Annotated in this window: 2 protein-coding genes; one reads left to right on the top strand and one right to left on the bottom strand. The window is 60.4% G+C overall.

Annotated features, from left to right (window positions below):
- A partial coding sequence (locus tag HMPREF7215_RS13815; RefSeq protein WP_040550608.1) for a hypothetical protein occupies window positions 1-182 on the top strand: 182 nt, incomplete at its 5' end.
- A gap of 81 nt (window positions 183-263) precedes the next feature.
- Here HMPREF7215_RS13815 and HMPREF7215_RS05475 read toward each other — a convergent pair.
- Window positions 264-556 (bottom strand): Fic family protein (locus HMPREF7215_RS05475; RefSeq protein WP_009164703.1); only part of this gene is annotated, 293 nt, incomplete at its 5' end.

Here is a 556-nt window from a genome sequence, read left to right on the forward strand (position 1 = left end):
AAGTGCGTTCCCCGGCTGACAGGATCGTCGTACTGGAGCCTGACGATCAGGTTCCTTCCCCCGGCCCGTTGCAAGGGCGGGAGTTCATCCGGAGGGTCAACCACGCCCCGACCGACGACGACATGGCCATAGTTCACGGCGCGATGCTGGCGGCGTGGGAACACATTCAAGGGCGCTGTTAGGAAACAACGAAGCGGCTTCTCAGATCGAGAGGCGGCTTGCCCTGACAAATTGAACTTTCTCTGTTGTGTTTCCCTTCGCGGTCAACGCAGTATCTTCAAGTATTCTAGCAAACGGGCTTCGAGGCACTCCGCGACCAGACCGGTCATCGGCGCGGAATCGCCGTCTCTGTAGTAGGAATCGAAGGCGGCGTAGTAGCGGCGGCGGTCGCTGTATTTCACGTTGACGGGCGGAAAGCCCGCCTGCATGAGCATGAAGTTCAGCAACAGCCGCCCCGTGCGCCCGTTGCCGTCGATGAAGGGATGGATGTCCTCGAAGCGGAGATGGAACAATGCCGCCGCCTCGACCGCGTTCTTGTCCGTCGCGGCGAAGTCTT

It is taken from the genome of Pyramidobacter piscolens W5455 (assembly GCF_000177335.1).
Lineage (GTDB): Bacteria > Synergistota > Synergistia > Synergistales > Dethiosulfovibrionaceae > Pyramidobacter > Pyramidobacter piscolens.